This is a genomic window from Brenneria goodwinii, assembly GCF_002291445.1.
Classification (GTDB): Bacteria; Pseudomonadota; Gammaproteobacteria; order Enterobacterales; family Enterobacteriaceae; genus Brenneria; species Brenneria goodwinii.
In genome coordinates this window covers 4,571,987-4,596,243 of record NZ_CP014137.1, presented here as the reverse complement: position 1 = coordinate 4,596,243, position 24,257 = coordinate 4,571,987, and the positions used below count along the sequence as shown (strand labels likewise).

Here is a 24,257-nt window from a genome sequence, read left to right as displayed (position 1 = left end):
ATCAGGAAAAGAAACTCAGGATGCTATTGATTACCGTACGTTGATTAACGTCAGTCAGGTTATAGAACAGCGGCAGCCGCACCAGACGTTCGCTCTCCTGCGTGGTGTAGCGATCGTCGCCTGAAAAATGGCCGAAATTGATCCCGGCGGGACAACTATGCAGCGGAATATAGTGAAATACCGTCAGGATCTCGGCTTCTTTCATATGGCTGATGAATGCGGAGCGATCTTGCGCATCGCGCAGCTTGATATAAAACATATGCGCGTTGTGAACACAGTTTGCCGGCACCGACGGCAAGGCGATGCGTCCTGCATCCGCCAGCGGTTTGAAGGCTGTCTGATAGTTTTTCCACAGGCGTAAACGGCGATCGTTAATCTGCTTTGCCGCCTCCAACTGCGCCCACAGATAAGCGGCCTGAATATCCGCCATTAAATAGCTGGAGCCGATATCGCGCCAGGTATATTTGTCTACCTGGCCGCGGAAGAACTGACTGCGGTTGGTGCCTTTTTCCCGCACGATTTCCGCCCGGTCAATCAGTCGCGGGTCGTTAATCAGCGTCGCGCCGCCCTCGCCGCCAGAGGTATAGTTTTTGGTTTCATGAAAGCTGAAACAGCCGATATGACCGATGGCGCCCAGCGCCCGGCCCTTATAGCTGGACATCATGCCCTGCGCGGCATCTTCGACGACAAACAGGTCATACTTCTTCGCCAGCGCCATGATGGCATCCATCTCGCAGGCCACGCCGGCATAGTGAACCGGAACGATAACGCGGGTTTTATCCGTAATCGCCGCTTCGATTTTCGTTTCATCGATATTCATGGTGTCCGGTCGAATATCGACAAACACGATGTGGGCGCCGCGCAGCACAAAGGCATTGGCGGTGGAGACAAACGTGTAACTCGGCATAATGATTTCATCGCCGGGTTTGATATCCAGCAAAATCGCCGCCATTTCCAGCGACGCGGTGCAGGATGGCGTCAGTAGCACTTTGGCGCTGCCGGAATAGTGCTCCAGCCACTGCTGGCAGCGACGGGTAAAACCCCCGTCGCCGCACAGTTTGCCGCTGCTCATGGCGGCCTGCATATAATCGAGTTCAGTTCCCACGATCGGTGGCGCATTAAACGGAATCATGTGATCACCTGTATAACCAATAGGCCGCGCTCTCAACTCTGGCACCGCGACGGAGATAAAGACGAAGAGCCGCCACATTGCCTGTCTGTGTCGCGACCCATAAACGTTGCACGCCCCGCTGCCGGCACCACATTTCCGCCGCCGACATCAGCCGTGAACCGATGCCGCGCGCCGTAGCGCCCGGCCAGACCGCCAGCAGTCCGATACGGGCTTCTGATTGATTCAACTGACGCAACGTCACCCACCCCAACGGTTGCCCGACGGCGCTTTCAATCAACAGACACTGATGATCAAAGGTGCCGCGCACGGCATTTTCCACCCACTGGGCATAAAATCGTCCGCTGTCTTCAGGCTGATACCAGGGCGTGCGAAAACGGCTCAGCGCGAAAACCTGTGACGCGGCGTCGCGCAGCGCCGGGATATCGGCACGGTCGGCAATACGCGGCTGAAGCGAAACGGCATCCTCCGGCGCGTCGTCCAGCGACAGGCAGAGATCGACCTCCCCCTCAGCCAGACGAAAACCAAAATCCGCCAGCGCATCGGCCAACGGCATATTATCCGCCGCTATTTTTGCCTGCGTCAGCGCAAAGCCATTCAGCCTGTCCAACGTGAGCGCGGGCGCCGCCGGTGAAAAATTCAGCTTGCCGCTGGCAAGACTGAAAAAACGGCTTTCCCAATCCAGCGGTTCAATATCGGCATGGATGCGTGCTGGCGAGCGTGTTGCTACAGAAAGCGTCATATCTGTCATCTACCCAATAGATTTCAAGATGCAGGGAATACTTGCCCGGTATGCACGCTCACAACGGCGAAGAACCTGATTAGTTATCCAGGCCTAAACGTTCGCCGGTATAAGATCCATCCTGCACGCTGCGCCACCATTTTTCATTATTCAGATACCAGCTCACGGTTTTTTTCATCCCGCTTTCAAACGTTTCCTGCGGACGCCAGCCAAGCTCGCGTTCAATTTTGCCGGCATCAATAGCGTAGCGCATATCGTGACCGGGACGATCCTTAACATAGGTGATCAAATCGCGATAGTGCCGCACGCCCGCCGGTTTATTCGGCGCCAACTCTTCCAGCAAATCACAGATCGTCTGCACCACTTCGATATTTTTGCGTTCGTTATGACCGCCAATATTGTAGGTTTCCCCAACGACGCCTTCCGTCACCACTTTATACAGCGCGCGGGCGTGATCTTCGACGAACAGCCAGTCGCGGATCTGCGCGCCATCGCCATACACCGGCAGCGGTTTACCCGCAACGGCATTCAGAATAACCAGCGGGATCAGCTTCTCAGGGAAGTGATAAGGGCCGTAGTTATTGGAACAGTTGGTGATGATGGTCGGCAGTCCATAGGTGCGCAGCCAGGCGCGAACCAGGTGATCGCTCGACGCTTTGGAGGCCGAATAAGGACTGCTGGGCGCATAAGGCGTGGTTTCGGTAAACAGATCGTCCGTACCGTGCAGATCGCCGAACACTTCGTCCGTGGAAATATGATGGAAACGGAACGCCGCTTTTTCCGCGGTTTCCATGCCTTGCCAGTAATGACGGGCGGCTTCCAGTAGAGAGTAAGTACCCACTATATTGGTTTCAATGAACGCTGCGGGGCCGTCGATGGAACGATCGACGTGACTTTCCGCCGCCAGGTGCATCACCATGGCTGGCTGATAGTCGGCAAACACCTTATCCAACGCCGCACGATCGCAAATATCAACTTGTTCAAAAGCGAAACGCGCGCTGTCTGCTACCGGAGCCAAAGAAGCTAAGTTCCCGGCATAGGTGAGTTTATCCACCACGACCACGCTGTTTGGCGTCTCGGTAATAATATGCCTGACTAAAGCCGAACCAATAAACCCGGCCCCACCGGTGATTAGAATACGTTTCAACGCCATACTCCTTTTGTATCAACAACCCAGTTTTGTTTAATATCTTCGGGATCAACGGCTTTGAACTGACGGTGATCGACCAGCATGACCAGCACATCGGCATCCCGCAGCGCGGCGTCGATATCAACCAACGCCACCCGCCCCATCAATGCCGCCGGCAGTTGCCTGACGTTAGGTTCCACCACCAGCGTGGCGCCCGCGTTCCACTGTGCGATCATTTCCGTGATTTCCACCGCCGGGCTTTCACGCAAATCGTCAATATCCGGCTTAAACGCCAGACCAAAGCAGGCAATCGTCACTTCGCTGGCGCGTTTATCCGCCTGGGCCAGATAATCCGCGACGGCCGTTTTTACCCGATCGACAACCCATAGCGGTTTGCCATCGTTTACCAGCCTGGCCGTATGAATCAGCCGCGCCTGCTGCGGATTCTGCGCAACGATAAACCAGGGGTCAACCGCAATGCAGTGTCCGCCGACGCCAGGGCCGGGTTGCAGAATATTGACGCGTGGATGGCGGTTTGCCAATCGGACAAGTTCCCATACGTTAATATTTTGTTCCGCACAGATCAGCGACAGTTCATTGGCGAAGGCGATATTGACGTCACGAAAGCTGTTTTCCGTTAGCTTGCACATTTCGGCGGTGCGTGAGTTAGTAACCACACACTCACCTTCAAGAAAGATGTTGTACAGTTCGCTCGCGCGCGCAGAACAGACCGGCGTCATCCCGCCGATCACCCGATCGTTTTTAATCAGTTCAACCACCACCCGCCCCGGCAGCACGCGTTCCGGACAGTAAGCGATATTGATATCGGCGGCTTCGCCCGCCTGCTGCGGAAAGGTTAAATCCGTCCGCGCCTGCGCCAGCCACTCGGCCATTTGCTCGGTTGTCCCGACGGGCGAAGTCGACTCCAGAATAATCAAGTCGCCGCGCTTCAGGACGGGCGCAATAGACTCCGCCGCCGCCTGCACATAGGCCATATCCGGCTCGTGGTCGCCTTTGAACGGCGTCGGCACGGCAATCAAAAAAGCATCCGCCGCCACCGGCTTGCTCAGCGCCCGTAAATAGCCGTTTTCGACCGCGACTTTGACCAATGTGTCCAGATCCGGCTCAACAATGTGGATTTCACCCCGGTTAATGGTCTCTACCGTCTGTTTATTCACGTCGATGCCGATCACGTTCTTCTTGCGTGAAGCAAAGGCGGCCGCGGTCGGTAAACCGATATAACCCAGCCCAATAACCGAAATAGTGTCAAAACTCATGGTGTCACCTGATGGTTCTTTTGATAATTTTTGATCGCATCGACAATACGCTGGCAGGCATGACCGTCACCATAAGGATTATGCGCCCGGCTCATGGTCTGATATGCATTTTCATCCGTCAGTAGCTGAGAGACGGTATCGACAATTTTTACCACATCCGTACCCACCAGTTTGACCGTGCCCGCTGCCACCGCCTCGGGGCGTTCGGTGGTATCGCGCATAACCAGTACCGGCTTGCCCAGCGACGGCGCCTCTTCCTGAATCCCCCCCGAATCCGTCAGGATCATATAAGAACGGTTCATCAGATAAACAAAAGGCAGGTAATCCTGCGGCGCGATGAGCATCACATTATCAATCTGACTCAGGATCCGGTTCACCGGCTCGCTGACGTTCGGGTTAAGATGCACCGGATAAACAATCTGCACCTCCGGGTGACGCCGAGCGATATCCGCCAGCGCGCTGCATATGCGCTCAAAGCCCCGGCCAAAACTTTCACGCCGGTGTCCGGTAACCAGAATCAGTTTTTTGCTGGTATCCAGAAAGGCGTACTTTTCATCCAGACTGCGGCGCAGTTGCGCATCGTTAACGATGCGATCCCGTACCCAGAACAGCGCATCTATCACCGTATTCCCGGTAACGAAAATATGCCGATCCGATAAATGCTCGCGCAGCAGATTCTGGCGGGAGTTCTCCGTCGGCGCGAAATGAAACATCGCCAGGTGTCCGGTCAACTTACGGTTGGCTTCTTCCGGCCAGGGCGAGTACAGATTGCCGGTACGTAGCCCGGCCTCGACATGTCCGACCGGAATACGTTGATAAAACGCGGCCAGGCTGGCCGTCAATGTGGTGGTGGTATCACCGTGAACCAGCACCAAATCAGGCTTAAACTCCGCCATCACGGGCTCCAGGCCTCTCAGGATCCGACTGGATATTTCACTGAGTGACTGGCCTGGCTGCATGATGTTCAGGTCATAATCAGGAGTAATATCGAACAAACGCAACACCTGATCGAGCATTTCCCGATGCTGGGCCGTTACGCAAATTCTTGATTCAAAGGCTTCATCCTGAGCCAAAACACGGACCAGCGGAGCCATCTTGATGGCCTCCGGCCGGGTGCCGAAAACAGTCAACACTTTCACAGTGAATCTCTTTAATCAAGTTAGACGCAGATTGTACTTACTGCGAATCGGACGCTAATCAACCAACTGATAAGCGAGGACGACGAACCAAAGCAACACCCGCGCCCACTAACACGCCGATGGCGCCCCACATAACCATCAAAAAAGCCCGGCGCGGACTATCGCGCCTGACCGGCTCTTCCGGCGTACGCAAATAACGGTAGGTCTGAAAATTGACGTCGAGCGTTGGTCCTACATTCAAGGTCGCCAACATGGCGCGGTTCTGATCGTAGTCAAGATCATAGTGTGGGCCGCTGGACTGTAATGACTCCAAACGCGCCTGGAGCATCGGCCTTCCCAGCAAAAACATTTCGGATGCCGGCAATTCATCCGCCGGCGTGTCCGTTTGACTACGGTTGATATCCTGTTGCTGCGCAATTTTCAACGCCAGTTCAACGCTGTGCAGATCGCGTTCATACACCGCCTTCGCCACCGCTTCCTGCCGTTTAATCTGCGACTTAATGAAAATGGTTCTGGCCGCCCATGCGCCGCTAATCTCTTCATTAAGATGGCTGGCGGCGCGCTGGCTGGCGAATTTGACATACTGGCGCAGCAACGTATTGGCATCAGCCGGCGTTTCCGCCACCAGTTTTACGCCGTCATTGGTCTTCTTGGCATCGTCATGCGGCGTAAACTGAATATTATTCACCAGTTCATCAAGCAGGGCGGAATCCGCGTTGTCATCCCCTTCCTGACGCTGTTTATAATAATCGCTCTGCAGCCAGAAATCGCGGCGCGTATCGTAGGCCGCCAGTTGCATGATGAACTCATCATACGCCACAGCAGAGATCGCCGGCAGCTCAGACTGTGGAGTGGAAAATGAATTGGCATCCAGATTGCGCAGAAACTGCTGCTGCGAATAGTATCCGCCCAGCATGTTTACCGTTGGCCGATCGGTGATTGCCGTCGCGCTCCATTCCTGTTTTACCAGATAAGAGTAGAGTAGCGCGGCAAGACTAAACAAGCAGGCAATAGACAGGATCCAGATCTTGCCACGCCACAGTGTGCAAAATAAACCGCGGATATCCAGTTCATTGTCGACTGACGCGCTTGCGGTGGATAGGTTCTCTGATTTCATTACTTCCCCAAAATTATTTGGTCAAGACCACTACTTTCGCTCATCGGCACGTATGCGACGCTTGATGCGCTTAACAAAACGCGCCACTCGCCACGCACGCTTAAGGCAGTAGCCATACAGCAAGAATGTTAGCAAAAATAATGCCAACATGGCCCATTCGGGAACAAATGAGAGATATTCTCCTAAGACGCCGAACGCGGCCAGCAGTGCCGCCGCCAACGTAATAAGAACAAAAGCCTGCCGGGAAGTAAAACCCGCCCGCATCATTAAATGGTGAATGTGCTGGCGATCGGGAGAAAACGGGCTCAACCCTTTACGCAGGCGACGATACATGATTGCAATCATATCAATCAGAGGAATAGCGATAATCCACAAGGCAGTAACCGGATTAATCGGGTGCTGATTCCCCTGCGTGGTTTGAATCAGGATCCAAATCGCGGTAAAGCCAATCATGGTACTTCCCGCATCCCCCATGAAAACTTTATAACGTTTACCGAAAACGCCAAGGTTAAGCAGGATGTAAGGAATGATGGCGGCGATCATGGCAAAACACCAGAGCGCCAGATTGGCGTGACCGCTCAGATACAGCAATATGCCCATTGCGCCGAAGGAAACACAGGACAATCCGCCCAGCAGTCCATCAATACCATCCACCATATTGAATGCATTGATCGCGGCCCAGACGGCAAACAACGTCACCAGATAACCAAACGGGCCCAGTTGCATCTGCCACGGCCCCAAAATATGCCCGAAACTATGCAGAGTGAGACCGGCGAATGCCATCATGATAATCGCGACGCAGGCCTGCACGACGGCGCGGATTTTTACGCTGATATCAAAGCGATCGTCCAGTGCGCCGACAAAAACCAACACGCCGGCGCAAAACAGATAAAGCCGGAAATTGGGAATGTATTGATCGGTGATCAGGTAAGTAAAGCAGATTCCGGCGTACACCGAGATACCGCCGACCAGGGGGATGAGTCCGCGATGCCGCTTACGATAATTGGGGCGATCAACAAGCCCTATTATTCTCGCAACCTGACGAGCAAAAAACAGGAAACCTAGAGAAAACAAAAAAATAATTAATAATTCGGTACTCATCGTGAGTAAATTCACCGTTCACAGCTTCTGGCCTCGCTGTGGTGCTTAATATACGCTCGGTTAACGCCTTCAATCCTATCTGCCGCATCGGTATGCGCCAGCTCACCATCGAACTACCGGCACTACCCCTCCATCAAGCGGGCAATAGTATGAGGAACGCTGTTTATGCGATTAACGCTTCGGCTAATCATTTTATCCCCATCATCTCTCAAGTTGCAGCTGCATTAACCCTGCCTTGAAATTTATTGGGTAGATAAATTATAGGTATAAAAAAAAACGCCACGACCCAGCGTGGCGTTCCCCGAGTTCATCCGTGACTTATGAACGCTTCATCATATCGAAGAATTCATCGTTGGTTTTGGTCATCGCCAACTTATTGATCAGGAACTCCATCGCGTCAATCTCGCCCATTGGGTGGATGATTTTACGCAAAATCCACATTTTCTGTAGCTCTTCTGATGTCGTCAGCAACTCTTCTTTACGTGTACCGGAACGGTTGTAGTCGATAGCCGGGAATACACGTTTTTCAGCAATCTTCCGCGCGAGGTGCAGCTCCATATTACCGGTGCCTTTGAACTCTTCGTAAATCACTTCATCCATTTTGGAGCCGGTATCCACCAACGCGGTGGCGATGATCGTCAAACTACCGCCTTCTTCAACGTTACGCGCGGCGCCGAAGAAACGTTTGGGACGATGCAGGGCGTTGGCGTCCACACCACCCGTCAACACTTTACCGGATGATGGCACGACGGTGTTATAGGCACGTGCCAGACGTGTGATGGAGTCCAGCAGAATAATGACGTCTTTTTTATGCTCAACCAGGCGTTTTGCCTTTTCGATTACCATTTCAGCAACCTGAACATGGCGCGAAGCCGGTTCATCAAAGGTAGACGCGACCACTTCGCCCTTAACCAGACGCTGCATCTCGGTAACTTCTTCAGGACGTTCGTCAATCAGCAGCACCATCAGCACGCAATCGGGATGGTTGTACGCGATGCTTTGCGCAATGTTCTGCAGCAGCATGGTTTTACCCGCTTTCGGCGGTGCGACAATCAGACCACGCTGTCCACGACCAATCGGCGATGCCAGATCCAGTACGCGAGCGGTCAAGTCCTCTGTCGAGCCATTACCGCGTTCCATACGCAGGCGGGAGTTCGCATGCAGCGGCGTCAAGTTTTCAAACAGGATTTTGCTGCGAGCATTCTCGGGTTTGTCGTAGTTGACTTCATTAACCTTCAACAGAGCAAAATAGCGTTCACCTTCTTTCGGCGGACGAATTTTGCCGGAAATGGTGTCACCGGTGCGAAGGTTAAAACGGCGGATTTGGCTGGGAGAAACGTAGATATCATCGGGACCGGCGAGGTAGGAACTGTCTGCAGAACGGAGGAAACCAAATCCATCCTGCAATATTTCCAGCACGCCATCGCCGAAAATGTCTTCGCCACTCTTTGCATGCTGCTTCAGGATCGCGAAAATAATATCCTGTTTGCGCATGCGGGCCAGGTTTTCCAGCCCCATACTTTCGCCAAGAGTAATCAACTCAGAAACTGGCGTATTCTTTAATTCGGTAAGATTCATAATGGTGGGTTCTTAAACTCGGGGTAAATCTCGAACTATTAACGTGAATGGTATGGCAGGGTCATCCATGCCTCTATAACAACCTCCAATCACCAGGTATTCGTCTTGCTTCACACTTAAGGCGTGCGGACTCTGCACAAAACGATGGCAAGGGATCGAAAGCACATAAAACAAATTATTTTAAAACTATTAGATTGCCCAAACCAGATAACGAACATTTTTGTAAATCAATGGCTTTCCGATTTTGACACAGAGTAATGCTTTAGACTCAAACTTTCAGGCTTAAGCTTAAAGGGCTTAAAAGCTTAAACATAGGTAAGTACGATATGCAGTGTTGAAGAATCTAGCACGCTTCCTGACGGGCGGCAAGCGGTGAATATGAGAATTACTCATTGTCCGTTCGCCGCCCCCGGAAATTTACAGATTGGCGGTCAGGAACTCTTTCAGTTGACCTTTAGACAACGCGCCCACTTTGGTGGCCGCCACTTCGCCATTCTTGAACAGCAACAACGTTGGAATGCCGCGAATGCCGTATTTCGGCGCAGTCGCCGGATTTTCATCAATGTTGAGCTTGGCAACGGTCAGTTTACCGGCAAACTCTTCAGCAATTTCATCCAGAATAGGAGCGATCATTTTACAGGGACCACACCACTCAGCCCAGAAATCAACCAGGGTTACGCCCTCAGCTTGCAACACTTGCGCATCGAAACTGCCGTCAGTCAGGTGAATAATTTTATCGCTCATGTTTTACTCCACAGGATTATCTCTATACCCAATAGGTTTCAAGGTGCGGGAAGGCGGCAACCAAACGGATCCTCAGGCGCTTCTCAAGTAAGCGACCAGGGTAGAGAAGGCAACCAACACGCCTGCAACTTGAAAGATGAGGGGTATATCTACCTTGTTGATGTAGATTAACCAACAACAAGGTTGACTTTATTTCACTGGATACGCTTTCGTAAAGCAATAGTTAGCTGATATTCTACCACACTATGAGCAAAACACACTTAACTGAACAGAAGTTTTCCGACTTCGCCCTGCACCCGCAGGTTATAGAAGCCCTTGAAAGTAAAGGATTTCATAACTGTACGCCTATTCAGGCGTTAACACTGCCCCTGGTTTTGTCAGGGCGGGATATAGCAGGTCAGGCGCAAACCGGTACTGGCAAGACGCTGGCTTTTCTCGCGTCTACTTTCCATTATTTGCTTTCACACCCTGCCAGCGCAGAGCGTCAGGTCAATCAACCTCGCGCGTTAATCATGGCGCCCACCCGTGAATTAGCCGTGCAGATTCACTCCGATGCGGAAGCGCTTTCCCGCCTGACGGGTTTAAAACTCGGCCTGGCCTACGGCGGCGATGGTTATGACAAACAGCTCAAGGTGCTGGAAAGCGGCGTCGATATTCTGGTCGGCACCACAGGCCGTCTGATCGACTACGCCAAGCAAAACCACATTAATCTGGGCGCGATCCAGGTTGTGGTGCTGGATGAGGCCGATCGCATGTACGATCTCGGCTTTATCAAAGATATTCGCTGGCTGTTCCGCCGCATGCCGCCGGTAACGCAGCGCCTGAATATGCTCTTTTCCGCCACGCTTTCCTATCGCGTACGCGAGCTTGCCTTTGAGCAAATGAATAATGCGGAGTACGTGGAGGTCGAACCGGAACAAAAAACCGGACACCGTATTAAAGAAGAGCTGTTTTATCCCTCTAATGAAGAAAAAATGCGCCTGTTACAGACACTGCTTGAGGAAGAGTGGCCCGATCGCTGCATTATTTTCGCCAATACCAAACACCGTTGTGAAGACGTCTGGGGTCATTTAGCCGCTGACGGCCATCGCGTCGGCCTGTTAACCGGCGACGTGGCGCAGAAGAAACGTCTGCGCATTCTGGATGATTTCACCCACGGCAATCTGGACATTCTGGTGGCGACGGACGTCGCGGCGCGCGGCCTGCATATTCCATCCGTCACTCACGTATTCAACTACGACCTGCCGGACGATTGCGAAGACTATGTCCACCGTATCGGCCGTACCGGCCGCGCGGGCGAAAGCGGTTTCTCCATCAGCCTCGCCTGCGAGGAGTATGCGCTGAACTTACCGGCCATCGAGACCTATATCGGCCACCATATTCCGGTCAGTAAATACAATAGCGATGCTCTGCTTAACGATTTACCGGCACCAAAACGTTTAACGCGCCCGCCTCGCTCCAATAACAGCACGCGCAGGCATAATACGCCGCGCCGCAGCGGAGCGCCGCGCACTAATCGTAAACGGCAGGGTTGACCGCAAATGTTAAGCTCTTCTTCACTTTATGCCGCCATCGATCTCGGCTCCAACAGTTTCCATATGCTGGTGGTCCGGGAAGCCGCCGGAAGTATTCAGACGCTGGCAAAAATAAAGCGAAAAGTCCGCCTTGCCGCCGGGCTGGATAAGCAAAACCGGTTATCGCAGGAAGCGATGCAGCGAGGCTGGCAGTGCCTGCGCCTTTTTTCAGAACGGTTGCAGGATATCCCTCCGGAGCAGGTGCGCGTCGTCGCCACCGCGACTTTACGGCTGGCCGCTAATGCAGACGAATTTCTGCGACAGGCCAGTCAGATACTGGGATTGCCGGTGCAGGTTATCAGCGGTGAAGAAGAGGCCAGACTGATTTATCAGGGCGTTGCCCATACCACTGGCGGCCCGGAAAAACGTCTGGTGGTCGATATCGGCGGCGGCAGCACCGAACTGGCTACCGGCACCGGCGCACAGGCCACACAGCTTTTCAGTTTACCGATGGGGTGCGTAACCTGGCTGGAGCGCTACTTCAGCGATCGCAATTTGGAAGCTGGAAATTTTGAGCGCGCCGAACAGGCCGCCCGCGAAATGGTGCGTTCGGTTGCGAGTCCGCTGCGTGAACAAGGGTGGCAGATCTGTGTCGGCGCCTCGGGCACCGTACAGGCGTTGCAGGAAATCATGGTCGCCCAGGGGATGGATGAATATATTACCCTGGAAAAACTTCAGCAGTTGAAACAGCACGCCATCCAGTGCAGTAAGCTGGAAGAGCTTGAAATCGAAGGGCTTACCCTGGAACGCGCGCTGGTATTCCCCAGCGGATTGGCCATTCTGTTGGCGGTTTTTCAGGCGCTCGACATCAAAACCATGACGCTGGCCGGCGGCGCGCTGCGCGAGGGTTTGGTGTATGGCATGCTGCACCTGCCGATTGAACAGGACATCCGTCACCGTACGCTGCACAATTTGCAGCGCCGCTATCTGTTGGATATCGAACAGGCTGAACGGGTGGGTTCGCTGGCCGACAGCTTTCTCCAGCAGGTTGCCCAAAGCTGGCGGTTGGACAACCGATGTCGCGAGCTGCTGCACAATGCCTGTCAGGTTCATGAAATTGGTCTGAGCATCGATTTTCGCCAGTCACCGCAGCATGCCGCCTACCTGATCCGCAATAGCGACCTCCCCGGCTTTACTCCCGCACAAAAGAAACTGTTAGCCACGCTGCTGCAAAACCAGAGCAATCCTGTCGATCTGATGCCGTTAAATCAGCAAAATGCGTTGCCGGCGATACAGGCGCAGCGTTTATGCCGCTTACTGCGGCTGGCGATTATTTTTGCCAGTCGTCGTCGTGACGACACGCTTCCCGCTGTCCGTCTGCAGGCCGAAGGAGAAAGCCTGACCGTTATTCTGCCTGCCGGCTGGATGGCTCAACATCCGCTGCGGGCGGAAAATCTGGAACAGGAAAGCCGCTGGCAAAGCTATGTTCATTGGCCGTTGATCCTAAAAGAAAACACCTTGTAATGTTCTGCGGGCGGTTCTCTCGGCCGTCCGTTTAACCTGCCGTATTGAAGACCATTCTCCGTTCTGTGATCCTCTTCCTGTTAAAATAAAAACGATGGATGTATTTTTATAAAACATCGTTCCAATTATAAAAATTCTCTTCTGATAGCAACTTGTTCGGTCACGTTAATTAACCCGACAAACTTAATAATTAAGGACAAACATGCGACCCTCTGCCCGTTATCGTACCGGCGTATTTGCTGTTATGTTAAGCCTGATCGCCGCACCATCGACCCTTTTCGCCGCAACGCCCTTACCCGCGCCGCAAAACCTTCAGGTTCCCACTCTGGCCTATGACGATCATAGTATCGTTCTGGTATGGGAAGCCCCCGAAGACACACGCAACATTATTGACTATCACATTTACCAGGACGGAAAATCCTTAGGACTGGCCAGTGAAAATAACGATCGATACTCACCGGCCAAACCGTACATCAACGCGTTTTACGCCAACGATAAGACCGGTTTTCATCATAAAATCGTGATACACAACTTTAAGGTTGAAAAGCTGCAACCCAATAAGTCGTACCATTTCACCGTCAGGGCGGTCTATGCGGACGGCTCGCAGTCTGCCGACAGCAACCGGGTCAGCGCGAAAACAACCGAATTCTCGCAGATTATTAATATCAATACGTTTGGCGCGAAGCCGGATGGTAAAACGCTGAATACCGCCGCCTTCCAACAGGCCATCGATGCCTGTAAACCCGGCTGCCGAATCGATATTCCCGCCGGGACGTATAAAATCGGCGCAATCTGGTTAAAAAGCGATATGACGCTGAATCTGGAAGACGGCGCGATTCTGCTGGGCTCGGATAATCCCGCCGACTATCCGGCCGGTTATCATCTCTATCCGTACTCCACCAGCGAACGCCCGGCATCATTAATCAATGCCATTGATGCCGACAGTTCACATCCCGGTACTTTTCGCAATATTCGTATTGTCGGTAAAGGCATGATCGACGGCAACGGCTGGAAGCGTAGCGAAAAAGGCGAAATCAAAGACGAACTGGACAAGGAATTGCCACAATATGCCGCCAGTAAAAACAGCAAGGTACATGAAGACGGCATCCTGGCTAAAAATCAGGTCGCGCAGGCCGTCGCCGGCGGAATGGATCTTAAAACCGCCTACGGACAGCGCCGTTCCAGCCTAATCACCTTACGCGGCGTAGAGAATGTCTATCTGGCCGATTTTACCGTGCGTAACCCAGCTTTTCACGGCATCATGAATCTGGAAAACCATAATGTGGTTGCCAACGGTTTGATCCATCAAACCTATGATGCCAACAATGGCGATGGCATAGAATTCGGCAACAGCAAAAACGTTATGGTATTCAATAATTTTTTCGACACCGGCGATGACAGCATTAACTTTGCCGCCGGTACGGGAGAAAAAGCCGGCCAGCAGGAATCCATGAACGGCGCCTGGCTTTTCAATAACTACTTTCGTATGGGACATGGCGCGATCGTGACGGGCAGCCACACCGGCGCCTGGATTGAGAATATCGTCGCGGAAAACAACGTCATGTATCTGACCGATGTCGGTTTACGGGCGAAAAGCGCCACCGATATCGGCGGAGGCGCGCGCAATATCCTGTTCCGAAACAACGCCATGAAGGATATCGCCAAACAGGCGGTGGTGATTACCCTAAGCTACTCCGACCCTAACGCCAAGATCGACTATCCACCGTCAAAAACCCCCGCTGAGTTTCGTAATTTCCTCATCAAAAATGTCACGGTACAGGGAACAACCGGCCCATCGCCGTCGATTGACATTAAAGGCGATAGTGCGAAAAACGCCTGGCACAGTAAAATCCGTTTCGTTAACGTCAGGCTGGATAACGTGCCACCCGCGTCTATCAGCGACTTGCGCGACAGCCAGTTCGATGACGTCGTGTTCAGCCGGCTGCGTGACGGGGAAACGCCGTGGAACTTTAGCGCGACGGAAAATGTGAGCGTGAATGGGGAAGTCGTAAATCAATGATATGGTTCAGGGCAGACGCTCTGCCCTGGCTACTTGTCGGCGTCCTTCGCTTTGGCCAGTTGCGCGCGGATATTCGCCAGATGGCTTTGCCCTTTTTGCATTCGCTCCTGCGCGCTGACCACTTTGCGTTCCGTTTCCCACACCACGTCATCCTGCGGCAGTTCAAGCAGGAAGCGGCTGGGCTCCGGGCGCACCAGTTCGCCGTACTGACGCCGCTCTCTGCATAGGGTAAAGGTCAGCTCGCGCTGCGCACGGGTAATGCCGACGTACGCCAGACGCCGTTCCTCGTCAACGTTGTCTTCATCAATGCTGCTCTGGTGCGGCAACAGCCCTTCTTCCATGCCCACCAAAAAAACATAAGGAAATTCCAGACCTTTTGACGCATGCAACGTCATAAGCTGCACCTGATCCAGCTCTTCCTCATTTTCCCCCCGCTCCATCATATCCCGCAGGGTAAAACGCGTGACCACCTGGGTCAGCGTCATCGGCTCATCCAGATCCGATCCTTCCAGCATTTCCGTCATCCAGCTAAAAAGCTGATTGACGTTTTTCATCCGCATTTCGGCGGCTTTGGCACTGGGGGAGGTTTCATATAGCCAGCTTTCGTAATCCAGCCCGTGGATCAGATCCCGCACCGCGGCGACCGGCTCGCGTTCGGCCAACCGGGCGACATCGGCCATCCACTGAGTAAAGCGCTGCAAAGATTCCAGCCCGCGCCCGGTCAGGGACTGGCTCAATCCCAAATCAAAGCTGGCGTTGAACAGGCTTTTATTGCGCTGATTGGCCCATTCCCCCAGTTTCTTTAATGTCGCCGGGCCAATCTCACGCTTGGGCGTGTTGACGACCCGCAAAAAGGCGCTGTCGTCATCCGAGTTGGTCAACACGCGCAGATAGGCCAGCAGATCCTTGATTTCCGGACGAGAGAAAAATGAAGTACCGCCAGAAATCCGATAGGGAATGCGGTTTTGCATCAGCATTTTTTCAAACAGACGGGATTGATGATTGCCCCGGTACAAAATGGCGTAATCGCCATACTGGGTCTTATTGATAAAATGGTGCGCTATCAGTTCGCCGACCACGCGTTCGGCCTCATGGTCTTCATTGTTGGCGGTGATGATTTTTAGCTCATCGCCATAGCTCAGCTCAGAGAAAAGGCGCTTTTCAAAAACGTGCGGGTTATTGGCGATCAGGATATTGGCGGCTTTCAGAATACGTCCGGAGGAACGATAGTTCTGCTCCAGTTTAATTACCTCCAGCGCCGGAAAGTCCTGCTGCAACAGCACCAGATTCTGCGGTCGCGCGCCGCGCCAGGAATAAATCGACTGGTCGTCGTCCCCGACCACCGTGAAGCGAGCGCGGCTGCCCACCAGCGATTTAACCAGTTCATACTGACTGGTATTGGTATCCTGATATTCATCCACCAGCAGATAGCGCAGGCGGTTCTGCCAGCGTTCGCGCACTTCATCGTTGCGCTTCAGTAGCAGCGTCGGCAGCAGGATGAGATCGTCGAAATCCAGCACGTTACAGGCGCGCAGATGATCGTGATACAGCGCGTAGCAGTGCGCAAACAGCCGGTCACGCTCGGAACGCGCCACCGCCGCCGCACCGGAGGGATCGATCAGATCGTTTTTCCAGTTCGAGATCGTTGAGGTTAACTGCTGCAACAGCGTCTTGTCGTTCTCCAGCCACTGTTCGGTCAACTCCTTCAACAGCGCCATCTGATCCTGATCGTCAAATAGCGAGAAGTTGGCCTTCATTCCCAGCGCTGCATATTCACGCTTGATGATCTCCAGCCCCAGCGTATGGAAGGTTGCTATCGTCAGCCCGCGGGTTTCTTTCCGCCCCAGCGTGTGCGCGACGCGTTCTTTCATCTCGCGGGCGGCCTTATTGGTAAAGGTCACCGCGGCGATATGCCGCGGCTGATAGCCGCACTGGCGAATCAGATGGGCAATCTTATTGGTAATGACGCGCGTCTTGCCTGAACCGGCGCCCGCCAGTACCAGACAGGGGCCAGTAACAAATTCGACAGCATGTTGTTGGCTGGAGTTTAGACGCATAACGGCAAGACTCAATCATAAAACAGGAGGCGATTGTAGCAGAAAGCCATGGCGATCTTTATCGCGGATTTCGCTTCTTAAACGCACGCCGCGGTCCACATCCGGCTTTGCAGGTGTTACATTGCACGCAGGCTTATCTCCTCCCAATCGCTTTCACGTTGCAGGAATGAGAACTCCGGCAATTTGGAAATGAAGGGAATATCGTAAAAAAGGTAATCAAATGGCAAATACCGCAGCAGCACTCCATATTCTGGTGGATACCGAGCAACAGGCCAACGACATCCTGGCTGAGTTGGAACAAGGCGCAGATTTTCAGCAGATGGCGCAGAAATATTCAACCTGTCCGTCAAAGCGCAACGGTGGTGATTTAGGCGAATTCCGTAAAGGCGACATGGTTCCCTCCTTTGATAAAGCGGTATTTTCCTGCGAGTTGCTGAAACCCATTGGACCGGTGAAAACCCAGTTCGGTTACCACCTGATTAAAGTGTTATACCGTAATTAGGGATATCCTCCCGGCCTTCCCCCGACGAGGGGAAGGTTTCATCCTATCGCCACGCTTTCCTGCGCACATGGATGCCGCTCGGCCAGCAGCGCCCTTCTCACGCCTGTCCGCCCACGCCCTTTCCAGACCGCCGTTCGCCACCGAAAAGCGGTCCGACATGGCGCCGATCGGATGGCCGAGAGCGGTTCAGCGAACATCAGGAACGGTTGATAGGTTTCTTCTTCCTGAGATTGCGGCATAATCTCTTCCGCTTTAATTTGGCTGGAGATCGACCGCGATACTCCCAGACGCCCCGGCGCCGCTTTCAAGGCGCTCGCGAGCGTTAAAATGGCCGGTTCGATCGTCCAGCGTGGAGACTCAGGGTCTATCGCACCATAGCGTGGGTATAAATAATAATGAAAGTGGAGAGTTAAATGACAATGAGCACACCTATGCTGGTGACTTTTCTGGTGTATATCTTCGGGATGGTACTCATCGGTCTGTTTGCTTACCGGGCGACCAACAACTTTGGTGATTATATTCTGGGCGGCCGCAGAATGGGGAGCCTGGTCACCGCGCTCTCCGCCGGCGCATCGGACATGAGCGGCTGGCTATTGATGGGGTTACCCGGCGCCATTTTCATTTCCGGTATTTCGGAAAGCTGGATCGCGATCGGCCTGACCATCGGCGCTTACTTTAACTGGCTCTGGGTTGCCGGCCGCCTGCGCGTTCACACCGAAATCAACCATAACGCGCTGACGCTGCCCGATTATTTTACCCACCGTTTTGAAGACACCAGCAGGTTACTGCGCGTCATCTCCGCCCTGGTCATTCTAATCTTTTTCACCATTTATTGCGCATCCGGCGTCGTCGCCGGCGCCCGTCTGTTTGAAAGCACTTTTGACATGAGCTATGGCGCCGCATTGTGGGCAGGCGCCGCCGCCACTATCGCCTATACCTTTATCGGCGGTTTTCTGGCCGTAAGCTGGACCGATACCGTCCAGGCCAGCCTGATGATTTTCGCGCTGCTCCTGACGCCGATAATGGTGATCCTGTCGCTGGGCGGGATTGATAGTTCGCTCATAGTGATTGAAGCGAAAAATCCCGCCAATCTGGATATGTTCAAAGGGTTAAACTTCGTCGCCATCATTTCGCTGATGGGGTGGGGGCTGGGCTATTTCGGCCAACCGCATATTCTCGCCCGCTTTATGGCGGCCGACTCTCATCGAACCATTCGCAGCGCTCGGCGTATCAGCATGACCTGGATGGTCTTGTGTCTGGCCGGTGCGGTGACCGTGGGTTTCTTCGGCATCGCCTATTTCAGTAACAATCCTGAACAGGCGGGCAGCGTTTCGCACAACAGCGAACGTGTGTTTATCGAACTCTCAATGCTGTTATTCAACCCGTGGATTGCCGGCGTGCTGTTGTCTGCGATTCTGGCGGCGGTAATGAGCACCCTGAGCTGCCAGTTGCTGGTGTGCTCCAGCGCCATCACCGAGGATTTATACAAACCCTTCCTGCGTAAAAATGCCAGCCAGAAAGAACTGGTCTGGGTTGGCAGAGCCATGGTGCTGCTGGTGGCCGCCATTGCCATCGCCTTGTCCGCCGACCCGGAAAACCGGGTACTGGGTCTGGTAAGCTATGCCTGGGCCGGTTTCGGCGCGGCCTTTGGGCCGGTTATTCTGATATCGCTGCTCTGGCCGCGTATGACACGTAACGGCGCGCTGCTCGGGATGATTGTCGGTGCGGCCACCGTGCTTATCTGGAAACATTATGGCTGGCTGGGGCTATATGAAATTATTCCCGGTTTCCTGTTTAACTGCCTGACTATCCTTGTCGTCAGCCTGATGGGAAAAGCGCCGTCAACCTCGGTAACTGAACGTTTCCATAAGGCAGAAGCGGAATTCAAATCCATTTAGAGGCAAACCGGACGATGAAAAAGGGGCTGACGACAAAGCCCCAATCCACACTAATGCTATTCCATTTTCAGCCCGTATTGAAAAAATACGGGACGACCTGATTCAGGCTGGCGATTACGTCGCAACGGCGAATTTTAAATTAAGTTATCTGTGATGGTTTCAATCGATATCGTACCCAGCGCCTCATCATAGTGTAATACCGTGCCGTATCGCTCACTCATCCGTGTCAGGTCGGCTGCAATTTCATGACCTATCTCTGCTGAAACCAACCTTGGCAACCCGCGGTCAAGCGAACGCTCGCGGTTCATACCAAGATCGATCGGCAATAGTCTGAACTGCAACGCGCCTGATTCATAATCCAGAATGGCGATACAGTTCCTGGAGAAACGGGGTTCAGCGTTAAAACCGACGAAGTTGCCTTCGAGGTCTTTTGCCCGTGCCTGATGCAAATCGGCAGGACGCGAGTCCAGATCATAGCCGTAAGCCGCGTACATTTCCGGAGCGATAATGGACTCGCCGGCTTCAAACTCCATCAGCAAACTGCCCAGGTTGTAGAAAATCGGACGATTTTTATAAATCTCCACCCCGCGCAGGAAGTGCGCGCCGTGACCAACAACCGCTGATGCGCCCGCATCAATTGCCCGTCGGGCAAACTCTTCGATAAACGCAGGCGGATACGGCGCATACCAGCCATCGCCTTCGCCCTCATGAGTGTGCAGGCTGACGATAGCGACATCGGAACGATAAGCCGCATCGCGCACGCTTTTCAAAATAGCTTCACAGTCTCCTTCATTCATATAGGTACGAACATACGCGCGTTCGCCGCGTTCTATTTGCACCGAACTTTCAAAGAGTGAACCAAATTTGAAGCTGTCAGGGCCTTGATCCGCCATGACTTCAATGCGCGCCCCTTCACGGTTGCTGGCGGCCACCCCAAGCAACTCGGTAATATTCTGCAACTGTGCGAACTCCTGGTCAGGCAATACATAGGAACGCCCCCAGCGCAGCGGATTCAGTCCCGGCCGCGCGACCGCGCTGCCCCCCGCCACGCTGGCGGCAAAGACTTCAGAGCGGGTACTGCTGACAGCAACCACGCCGACGCGTCCTTTCGGGGTGTCGAAGAACCGGGCAGCTCTGGCATCATCAAGATTACGCCCCACGCCGCAATGAATCAGCCCTCTTTCTTCCGCGGCTTCGATCGTATCGATCACCCCTTCCCAGCCAAAATCACCCGTATGATTATTGGCAAACGAAACCAGTTTGATATTGAGATCGACAAATTCATCCAGCGTCGCAGGCTTTACCGATGTGATATAGCCGCGGCCGGCGGCAGGGGGAGTCGTCGGTTTCGGGCAGCAAAACTCCGCATTGGCGAAAACCGCATCCGCAGCAGAAAGTTGGTCAACGATTCTTTTGTCCAACCGTTTGGCCAGATTACGACTGGAAAAAAGTAAATCGCCGCAGGCAATGATTCGCATAGTATTCATCTCTATTAAGAAGGCTCATCGGCAGACGTGATGACGCAGGTTGACATAACTAAGACTGTCGGATCAGGACAAAAGCCTGCTCCAAATCGGCCAGCAGATCGTCCACACTTTCAAGACCGGCGTGAATACGCACCAGCGTTCCAGAATGTACGTCAGAGTGAAGCGAGCGGACCGGATTCAACGGCAGGATCAGGCTTTCATAGCCGCCCCATGAACCGCCAATACAGAACAGGGTGAGCGCTTCGACAAACGCGGTGCGCTTCGCACTTAGCTCCGGTCGAAATTCAAAAGCGAACAGACCCGAAGCGCCAGTGAAATCACGCTTCCACAGCGCATGTCCCGGATCGCCAGGCAATACAGGGTGCATCACGCGAGCCACTTCCGGCTGACGGGCAAGAAATTCAGCCAGACGAATGCCGGTTTTCCAATGTCGCTCCAGCCGAACATGCAGCGTGCGCAGGCCGCGCTGGGCCAGATAACAATCATCAGGGCTGGCGAGCAACCCCAGCTCATGCGTAGTTTCTTTCAGGCGCTGATAGGTGGCTTGCGTTGCGGTAATCATCCCCATCATGACATCGGAATGGCCGACAATATATTTCGTCGCCGCCTGAACAGAAATATCCACTCCTTTAGTAAAGGGTTGAAAATAAAGCGGACTGGCCCAGGTATTATCCATAACCACCACGGCGTCATGGCGATGCGCCACGGCCGCGATGGCGGGAATATCCTGCATTTCAAAGGTCATCGATCCCGGCGACTCCGTATAGACCACACGGGTTTCGGGTCGAAATAATTTCTCAATATCCGCACCTAGCGCGGGATCGTAAAATTCAACGTTGATACGAAATCTTTTCAGAATAGAACCGGCTATTTGCCGAACCGGACCGTAGACATTATCAGGCACCAACACATGATCGTCCGCGGAGGCAAAGGCCAGGATAGCGGTGGCGCAGGCGGAAACACCTGAAGGATACACAAACGATTTATAGCCGCCCTCCAGTGCTGCAATCGCGTCCTGCAACGTCTTGCTGGTCGGGGTGCCATGGCGGCCATAAAACAATTCGGGCTCGTCGAACGTGGTTTGCTGTCGCTGTTTACTCTCCCACTCGGCCATTGAATCGCAAATTACCGTTGAGGTGCGATAAACCGGCGTATTTACCGTGCCGAGAAAATCTTCTGGATGACGTCCGGCATGGATAACCTTCGTTTCAGTTTTCATGATAGGTCGTGTTCTCGTTGACGGGCTGGCCGCTGATCCAAATCCATGTATCAGTCTGCCGCAACCCATCCCTAAATCAACAACTATATTTAATTTTTCATATACAGCAATATCCAAACTATTAACCAAACCAAATTTAGAGGAAACACGGGGATGAGGTTCCCACAGGAACGCCTCTCCCCGCGTACCTCGATCTTACCGCCATGGGTTTGTCATCAAACATCCTATTCTGATTCGGCTAACGCCCCCCACCAACGCGCTACGCCATCACAAACCTGGCGGCTTCGTCACGCACCAGTATACCCAGCGCGTTCAGATCCTCACTGTGAATACGTACTGTCGGTCCGGAAACGCCAACAGCCCCAATCACATAACCATTTCTGTCACGCAGTGGCGCCGCAGCCCCGCGAATACCAAGATGAAACTCTTCATCATGCAATGCATATCCTTGTTGTACGATATTCTGCAACTCAGCCTGAAAAAGTACGGGATCGGTAATGGTACGTTCAGTTTGCGCATGCAGTTCATCGGGCAACGGCGCACCAGCCAGCGCCAAAAAGACACGACCAATTGCAGTATAAGCAAGAGGGGCCAGCGTACCGGGTCGGCTATCAACCCTCAGAGAGTATCGGGACTCGATCGTATCCAGATACAAGACATGTTCATCCGCCAGAATCGACAGATGCACCGCTTCGCCGGTACGATCAAATAAACGCTCCAGCACGGGTCTGGCGCAGACTCTCAGGCTTTTACGCGAGCGGCTCATATTAGGGCGGTCAGCCAGTTTCGGCCCCAGCACAAAGCTGCGCCGTTCCCCGGCTTGCGCATAACCAGCCTGAGTCAGCGTTTGCAGAATCCGTGACGCACTGCTCTTATCAATGGCGAGGACATCCGCCACATCGCTGGTACGCACCATCTGGTTTTTCGTCAGTAAATCAAGAACAGCCAAACCTTTAGTCAGCGTCTTGAGTTCCCCTTTCACGCTTTCAGTACGAGCTTTCCCCTCAACCATATCTGATACCGGCTGAGCGCTACGGGTTTTCAAGTTTTCATCCTCTCGATTTGATGGGCTTATTCATAAAGTTGATATATATACAACTTAATTGAATGTTGATTTTATTGACACGAAACGGCAATCCCCTCTAAATTCCTCATTATTCACAGACTGCCTCACCAGGGAAATATATCAGAGGCTCTGATCTTAAATAAGGTAAATTGATCATATGTCAAAAACAATACTGAGTTCTCTGATGACCTTGGGGAATGTTGCGCTCGCTACGTCATTTCTTCCCAACATGGCTCACGCTGACGTACTGGAAAAAATCGCCGATCGCGGAGTTATTTCGGTCTGTTCCAACGTAAATAATCCACCGCTGGCCTTCCTTGAATCGTCAGGAACCGCAAAAGGTCTGCACATTGATCTGCTCAACGATTTTACCCAACGTTTGTCCACCCAACTGGGTAAAGACATTAAAGTTGATTTGATCCCCGTACTACCGGCCAACCGGGTGCAATTCCTGCAACAGGGTAAATGCGACATTCTGTTTACCTCACTGACCGTCAGCGAAGAACGTAAAAAGCTGGTTCAATTTGTTGAACCTTACTATTACGCAGCAGGCCCGGCACTGCTGACCAAAAAAGGCGTGACCTTCTCCAATTGGGAAGACGTAAAAGGAAAAGCCATCTGTAGCAATCAGGGATCGAGCTGGAACGTCCCGTTGGAGCAGAAATTTGGAGCCAATATCGTCGCGTTTCAGACTCAGCAGGAAGTCGATCAATCACTGCGTGATGGCCGCTGTACTGCGCTGGTTTCCGATGACAGCTACCTACAGGCTCGCTTCCTGAATGATAAAGACGGCGTCTGGAAAGATTACATTATTCAGGATCTGGCTCCCTTCACCGAAGGGCCCTGGGGTCTGGCGGTTCGTTTCAATGAGCCCCAGTTTACGCACTTCATTTCCGATGTGATCAAAGACTGGAACAAGAAAGGCACCATCATCGAGCTGGCGAAAAAGTGGGGGTTAACGCCTGCGCCGTTTGCAATAAAAGCCAATGCTGAAGCCAACAAGTCATAACGCTG

20 protein-coding genes are annotated in these 24,257 nt (G+C 53.1%); 6 read left to right on the top strand and 14 right to left on the bottom strand.

Annotated features, from left to right (window positions below; translation table 11 throughout):
- Nucleotide 1: 1 nt before the first annotated feature.
- The 9 genes from rffA to trxA all read right to left on the bottom strand — a co-directional run bounded on the left by rffA (nt 2) and on the right by trxA (nt 9,956).
- Nucleotides 2-1,132, bottom strand: a complete 1,131-nt coding sequence (gene rffA / locus ACN28R_RS20380) for a dTDP-4-amino-4,6-dideoxygalactose transaminase (RefSeq protein WP_048637091.1) — start codon at nt 1,130-1,132, stop codon at nt 2-4.
- Nucleotides 1,133-1,136: 4 nt separating this feature from the next.
- Nucleotides 1,137-1,880, bottom strand: a complete 744-nt coding sequence (gene rffC, locus ACN28R_RS20375) for a dTDP-4-amino-4,6-dideoxy-D-galactose acyltransferase (protein ID WP_095835333.1) — start codon at nt 1,878-1,880, stop codon at nt 1,137-1,139.
- 70 nt (nt 1,881-1,950) lie between these two features.
- Nucleotides 1,951-3,024: a dTDP-glucose 4,6-dehydratase gene (gene rffG / locus ACN28R_RS20370; RefSeq protein WP_183096766.1), complete on the bottom strand. Its 1,074-nt coding sequence runs from the start codon at nt 3,022-3,024 to the stop codon at nt 1,951-1,953.
- Nucleotides 3,015-4,277: a UDP-N-acetyl-D-mannosamine dehydrogenase gene (wecC, locus tag ACN28R_RS20365; RefSeq protein ID WP_048637090.1), complete on the bottom strand. Its 1,263-nt coding sequence runs from the start codon at nt 4,275-4,277 to the stop codon at nt 3,015-3,017. The genes rffG and wecC overlap by 10 nt, the downstream gene beginning before the upstream one ends.
- On the bottom strand, nt 4,274-5,416 hold the full coding sequence (wecB, locus tag ACN28R_RS20360) for a non-hydrolyzing UDP-N-acetylglucosamine 2-epimerase (RefSeq protein ID WP_048637089.1): 1,143 nt from the start codon (nt 5,414-5,416) through the stop codon (nt 4,274-4,276). Before wecB ends, wecC begins: the two co-directional genes overlap by 4 nt.
- 58 nt (nt 5,417-5,474) lie before the next feature.
- Complete coding sequence (gene wzzE, locus ACN28R_RS20355) at nt 5,475-6,533, bottom strand: ECA polysaccharide chain length modulation protein (RefSeq protein WP_095835332.1); 1,059 nt, start codon at nt 6,531-6,533, stop codon at nt 5,475-5,477.
- Nucleotides 6,534-6,563: 30 nt separating this feature from the next.
- Nucleotides 6,564-7,649, bottom strand: a complete 1,086-nt coding sequence (gene wecA / locus ACN28R_RS20350) for a UDP-N-acetylglucosamine--undecaprenyl-phosphate N-acetylglucosaminephosphotransferase (RefSeq protein WP_095835331.1) — start codon at nt 7,647-7,649, stop codon at nt 6,564-6,566.
- A 303-nt stretch (nt 7,650-7,952) separates the two neighbouring features.
- Nucleotides 7,953-9,212, bottom strand: coding sequence for a transcription termination factor Rho (gene rho / locus ACN28R_RS20345; protein WP_048637086.1), 1,260 nt, complete (start codon nt 9,210-9,212; stop codon nt 7,953-7,955).
- A gap of 417 nt (nt 9,213-9,629) precedes the next feature.
- Nucleotides 9,630-9,956, bottom strand: a complete 327-nt coding sequence (gene trxA / locus ACN28R_RS20340) for a thioredoxin TrxA (RefSeq protein ID WP_048637085.1) — start codon at nt 9,954-9,956, stop codon at nt 9,630-9,632.
- Nucleotides 9,957-10,201: 245 nt separating this feature from the next.
- On the opposite strand from trxA, the gene rhlB reads away from it, so the two are divergent.
- From rhlB to ACN28R_RS20325, 3 genes are all read left to right on the top strand, one after another.
- Nucleotides 10,202-11,491: an ATP-dependent RNA helicase RhlB gene (rhlB, locus tag ACN28R_RS20335; RefSeq protein ID WP_048637084.1), complete on the top strand. Its 1,290-nt coding sequence runs from the start codon at nt 10,202-10,204 to the stop codon at nt 11,489-11,491.
- A 6-nt stretch (nt 11,492-11,497) separates the two neighbouring features.
- Nucleotides 11,498-12,994, top strand: coding sequence for an exopolyphosphatase (gene ppx, locus ACN28R_RS20330; RefSeq protein ID WP_095835330.1), 1,497 nt, complete (start codon nt 11,498-11,500; stop codon nt 12,992-12,994).
- Between the two features lie 202 nt (nt 12,995-13,196).
- Nucleotides 13,197-15,014 (top strand): glycosyl hydrolase family 28 protein, encoded by a 1,818-nt coding sequence (locus ACN28R_RS20325; protein WP_095835329.1) that lies wholly within the window; start codon nt 13,197-13,199, stop codon nt 15,012-15,014.
- Between the two features lie 29 nt (nt 15,015-15,043).
- Here the strand turns inward: ACN28R_RS20325 and rep are convergent, their stop codons facing one another.
- Nucleotides 15,044-17,071 (bottom strand): DNA helicase Rep, encoded by a 2,028-nt coding sequence (gene rep / locus ACN28R_RS20320; RefSeq protein WP_095835328.1) that lies wholly within the window; start codon nt 17,069-17,071, stop codon nt 15,044-15,046.
- Nucleotides 17,072-17,291: 220 nt separating this feature from the next.
- Here rep and ppiC point away from each other — a divergent pair, with 220 nt between their 5' ends.
- Nucleotides 17,292-17,573 carry a peptidylprolyl isomerase PpiC gene (gene ppiC, locus ACN28R_RS20315; RefSeq protein WP_048637080.1) on the top strand — a complete coding sequence of 94 codons (282 nt, stop codon included), beginning with the start codon at nt 17,292-17,294 and terminating at the stop codon, nt 17,571-17,573.
- Between the two features lie 38 nt (nt 17,574-17,611).
- Here ppiC and ACN28R_RS20310 read toward each other — a convergent pair whose 3' ends face one another.
- The gene (locus ACN28R_RS20310; protein ID WP_095835327.1) at nt 17,612-17,812 is read right to left on the bottom strand and encodes a hypothetical protein; all 201 of its coding nucleotides are present in this window, start codon (nt 17,810-17,812) and stop codon (nt 17,612-17,614) included.
- Between the two features lie 174 nt (nt 17,813-17,986).
- Between ACN28R_RS20310 and putP the strand changes: the two genes are divergently transcribed.
- Nucleotides 17,987-19,471, top strand: coding sequence for a sodium/proline symporter PutP (putP, locus tag ACN28R_RS20305; protein ID WP_048637078.1), 1,485 nt, complete (start codon nt 17,987-17,989; stop codon nt 19,469-19,471).
- Nucleotides 19,472-19,605: 134 nt separating this feature from the next.
- Here putP and ACN28R_RS20300 read toward each other — a convergent pair whose 3' ends face one another.
- The 3 genes from ACN28R_RS20300 to ACN28R_RS20290 form a co-directional block, all read right to left on the bottom strand.
- On the bottom strand, nt 19,606-20,949 hold the full coding sequence (locus tag ACN28R_RS20300; protein WP_048637077.1) for a CapA family protein: 1,344 nt from the start codon (nt 20,947-20,949) through the stop codon (nt 19,606-19,608).
- Between the two features lie 58 nt (nt 20,950-21,007).
- The gene (gene metC / locus ACN28R_RS20295; RefSeq protein WP_048637076.1) at nt 21,008-22,177 is read right to left on the bottom strand and encodes a cystathionine beta-lyase; all 1,170 of its coding nucleotides are present in this window, start codon (nt 22,175-22,177) and stop codon (nt 21,008-21,010) included.
- 259 nt (nt 22,178-22,436) lie between these two features.
- Nucleotides 22,437-23,222 (bottom strand): IclR family transcriptional regulator, encoded by a 786-nt coding sequence (locus tag ACN28R_RS20290; RefSeq protein ID WP_048637075.1) that lies wholly within the window; start codon nt 23,220-23,222, stop codon nt 22,437-22,439.
- 178 nt (nt 23,223-23,400) lie between these two features.
- Between ACN28R_RS20290 and ACN28R_RS20285 the strand changes: the two genes are divergently transcribed.
- Nucleotides 23,401-24,252 carry a transporter substrate-binding domain-containing protein gene (locus tag ACN28R_RS20285; protein ID WP_236840159.1) on the top strand — a complete coding sequence of 284 codons (852 nt, stop codon included), beginning with the start codon at nt 23,401-23,403 and terminating at the stop codon, nt 24,250-24,252.
- Nucleotides 24,253-24,257: the final 5 nt, after the last annotated feature.